This is a genomic window from Promicromonospora kroppenstedtii DSM 19349, assembly GCF_000515355.1.
Taxonomy (GTDB): Bacteria; Actinomycetota; Actinomycetes; order Actinomycetales; family Cellulomonadaceae; genus Promicromonospora; species Promicromonospora kroppenstedtii.
In genome coordinates this window covers 2917-6926 of record NZ_KI911643.1, presented here as the reverse complement: position 1 = coordinate 6926, position 4010 = coordinate 2917, and the positions used below count along the sequence as shown (strand labels likewise).

Genomic DNA, 4010 nt, shown 5'->3' with positions numbered 1-4010 from the left:
CGTCGCGGCCGACACGAGCGTCGGTGCGCTCGCCGCCGCGCTGGCCGCGACCGACGTCCGCGTGGTGCCCGTCTCCCAGGTGCGCGGCCTGGAGTTCGACGCCGTCGTCGTGGCCGACCCGGACGGGATCACTGCCGCGCGGCCGGGCGGGGAGCGCGACCTCTACGTCGCGCTGACCCGCCCGACGCGCCGGCTGGTCGTCGTCGGCTGAACCGCAGCCTCAGCCGACCGAAGGCCCGGTCGGCTGAGCTGCCGCCTCACCAGCTCGTCGCGACCGGCATGCCCTCCTGGTACCCGGCGGCCGACTGGATGCCCACGACGGCGCGGTCCGAGAACTCGGCCAGGGACCGCGCGCCCGCGTACGTGCACGAGGACCGCAGGCCCGACGTGATCTCGTCCAGCAGGTCCTCGACGCCCGGGCGAGCCGGGTCCAGGTACATCTTGCCGGTGGAGATGCCCTCCTCGTAGAGGGCCTTGCGCGCCCGGGCGAACGCCGTGCCGCTCCCGGCGGTGCGGGCCGCGACGGCGCGCGCGGAGGCCATGCCGAACGAGTCCTTGTACAGGCGGCCCGTGCCGTCGTCCTTGAGGTCGCCGGGGGACTCGTACGTGCCGGCGAACCAGGAGCCCACCATCACCTGCGACGCGCCCGCGGCCAGCGCCAGCGCGACGTCGCGGGGGTGGCGCACCCCGCCGTCGGCCCAGACGTGCTTGCCGAGCTCGCGTGCGGCGGCCGCGCACTCCAGGACGGCGGAGAACTGCGGCCGCCCGACGCCGGTCTGCATGCGCGTGGTGCACATGGCGCCCGGGCCCACTCCGACCTTGAGGATGTCGGCGCCGGCGGCCACGAGGTCGCGCACGCCGTCGGCGGTCACGACGTTCCCGGCCACGACGGGCACGTCCGGGTCCACGGAGCGCACGGCCTCCAGCGCGGCGAGCATCTTGGACTGGTGGCCGTGGGCGGTGTCGACCACGAGCACGTCGACGCCCGCGGCCAGCAGGTCCTTCGCCTTGGCGGCGACGTCGCCGTTGATCCCCACGGCAGCGCCGATGCGTAGGCTGCCCGCCGCGTCCAGGGCGGGGCTGTAGATCGAGGAGCGCAGCGCGCCCTTGCGGGTCAGCACCCCGGCCAGGAGGCCGTCGCGGACCACGGGCGCGAGGTCGAGCCGCGCGGAGTGCAGCACGTCGAACGCCGCCTCCAGCCCGCCCGGGCCGTCCAGCAGGGCGGCCTCCAGGAGCAGGGGCTCGGCGGACATCACCTCGGCCACGCGGGTGAACCGGTCGACGTCGGCGCAGTCCGACTCCGTGACCACACCCACGGGCCGGCCGTCCTGCACGACGACGGCGGCGCCGTGCGCCCGCTTGCCGAGCAGCGTCAGCACGCTGTGCACGGTGTCCTGCGGGGCGACCACGACCGGCGTCTCGATGACGGGGTGCTTGGCCTTGACGTCCGCGACGACACCGGCCACGACGTCGGCCGGGACGTCCTGCGGGATGATCGCCAGCCCGCCGCGGCGGGCGACGGTCTCGGCCATGCGCCGGCCGGCGACCGCGGTCATGTTCGCGACGACCACGGGGATGGTCGTCCCGGTGCCGTCGTCGGAGGACAGATCGACGTCGAACCGTGACGTGACGTCCGAGCGCGACGGCACGAGGAAGACGTCGCCATAGGTGAGGTCGGTGGCCTGGGACTGCTCGTGGAGGAATCGCACGTTCACCAAGAGTAAAGAGTTTGCCTGCCTGTGCCTATGAGTCCTGCCACATCGTTGTGGAGGTATCGGAGACAGGCATGGGAGGCGACCCTGACGTGGCACAGTGGAGTGGTCGGTTCCCCTTAGAGTGGGGCCCCGATTCGCCCCTCACCGGGCACGACGAAAGGACGCGCATGGGCTTGCTGAGCGACATCCGCTCGCCGCAGGACGTCCGGGCTCTCACGCCCGGCCAGATGCCGGAGCTCGCCGAGGAGATCCGCCGTTTCCTGGTGGAGAGCGTCTCGCGCACCGGTGGGCACCTCGGGCCCAACCTCGGCGTCGTCGAGCTGACCATCGCCATGCACCGGGTCTTCGACTCGCCGCGCGACTCCCTCGTGTTCGACACGGGCCACCAGTCCTACGTGCACAAGCTGCTCACGGGCCGCCAGGACTTCTCCGACCTGCGCAAGCGTGGCGGCATCTCCGGATACCCGAGCCGCGCCGAGTCCGCGCACGACGTCGTGGAGAACTCGCACGCCTCCACCGCCCTGTCCTGGGCCGACGGCATCGCCAAGGCCAACCAGGTGCGCGGCAAGGACGACCACGTGGTCGCCGTCATCGGCGACGGCGCGCTCACCGGCGGCATGGCCTGGGAGGCGCTGAACAACATCGCCGAGAGCCGCGACCGCAAGCTCGTGATCGTGGTCAACGACAACGGCCGCTCCTACTCGCCGACCATCGGCGGCCTGGCCAACCACCTCGACACGCTGCGCACCACCAGCGGTTACGAGGCGTTCCTGAGCTGGGGCACGCGCGCCCTGCACCGCTCCGGACCGCCCGGACGCTTCGCCTGGCGCTGGCTGCACGGCCTGAAGAAGGGCCTCAAGGACGTCGTCGCGCCGCAGGGCCTGTTCGAGGACCTGGGCATCAAGTACATCGGCCCGGTCGACGGCCACGACACCGAGGCGCTCGAGCGCGCGCTCGGCCGCGCCAAGGCGTACGGCCGGCCCGTGATCGTGCACGCCATCACCGAGAAGGGCCGCGGCTACAAGCCCGCGGAGGAGGACATCGCCGACCGGTTCCACGCCGTCGGCGTCATCCACCCGGAGACCGGACTGCCCGTCGCCGCCAGCCGGTTCGGCTGGACCAAGGTCTTCGCGGACGAGATCGTCAAGATCGGCCGCCGCCGGTCCGACGTCGTCGCGATCACCGCCGCCATGCTGCACCCCGTGGGCCTCGCGCCCTTCCAGGAGCAGTTCCCGGAGCGCACCTTCGACGTCGGCATCGCCGAGCAGCATGCCGCGACGTCGGCGGCGGGCATGGCGTTCGCCGGCCTGCACCCCGTCGTCGCCGTCTACGCGACGTTCCTGAACCGCGCGTTCGACCAGGTCCTGATGGACGTCGCCCTGCACAAGGCGGGCGTCACCTTCGTCCTGGACCGCGCAGGCATCACCGGCGACGACGGCGCCAGCCACAACGGCATGTGGGACATGGCGATGCTCCGCATCGTGCCCGGCCTGCGCCTGGCCGCGCCGCGCGACGAGACGACGCTGCGCGCCGCCCTGCGCGCCGCCGTCGACGTCGACGACGCGCCCACCGTGGTCCGTTACCCGAAGGGCGCCCTCGGCGACGACATCCCGGCCGTCGAGGAGCTCGACGGTGTCGACGTCGTGGGCCGGTTCTCCCCGGACGCGAACCGGCAGAAGGGCGCCGTGACCCGCCGCGTGCTCGTGGTGGGCGTGGGCTCCATGGCGGCCTGCGCCATGGAGACCGGTACCGCGCTCGCGGCGCACGGCGTCGAGGTCACGGTGGCCTCCCCGACGTGGGTGCTGCCCGTGCCGGAGAACCTGGTCAAGCTCTGCGGCGAGCACGACCTGGTGGTCACGCTGGAGGACGGCGTGGTCGACGGCGGCGTGGGCGACATGCTGGCGCAGCGGGCCGGGGAGCAGGGCATCGGCACGCCGCAGGTGCACATGGGCCTGCCGGTCCAGTTCCTCGACCACGCCAGCCGGGACCACATCGTGCGCGCGCAGCGGATGACCGCGGCCGACGCGACCCGGGACGCCCTCGCGGCGCTCGCCCTGCTGTGACGCCGCGGTGACGACGAACAGGCGCACCGTCGGCGTCGAGGAAGAGCTCATGCTGGTCGGGCAGGACGGGGCGCCGATCGCGCGCGCCCGGGACGTGCTCGGTACGGCCGAGCCGGACGACGGCCCGCTGGAGCACGAGTTCATGGAGGAGCAGATCGAGACGGCCACGCCGCCGCGCTCGACGCTCGAGGACGTCGCCGCGGCGATCCGGGAGGGCCGGGCCGGCGCTCAG

At 73.2% G+C, this 4010-nt stretch carries 4 protein-coding genes; 3 read left to right on the top strand and 1 reads right to left on the bottom strand.

The genetic code is table 11. From position 1 onward, the window contains the following. Positions 1–211 (top strand): ATP-binding domain-containing protein (locus PROKR_RS08915; protein WP_036962215.1); only part of this gene is annotated, 211 nt, incomplete at its 5' end. 46 nt (positions 212–257) lie between these two features. Here the strand turns inward: PROKR_RS08915 and PROKR_RS08910 are convergent. Continuing rightward, on the bottom strand, positions 258–1709 hold the full coding sequence (locus PROKR_RS08910; RefSeq protein WP_036962228.1) for a GuaB1 family IMP dehydrogenase-related protein: 1452 nt from the start codon (positions 1707–1709) through the stop codon (positions 258–260). A 173-nt stretch (positions 1710–1882) separates the two neighbouring features. Between PROKR_RS08910 and dxs the strand changes: the two genes are divergently transcribed. Both dxs and PROKR_RS34325 read left to right on the top strand, forming a co-directional pair. Continuing rightward, entirely contained in the window at positions 1883–3778 is a 1896-nt protein-coding gene (dxs, locus tag PROKR_RS08905) for a 1-deoxy-D-xylulose-5-phosphate synthase (RefSeq protein ID WP_036962212.1), read from the top strand. A gap of 7 nt (positions 3779–3785) precedes the next feature. Next, a partial coding sequence (locus PROKR_RS34325; protein ID WP_036962209.1) for a glutamate-cysteine ligase family protein occupies positions 3786–4010 on the top strand: 225 nt, incomplete at its 3' end.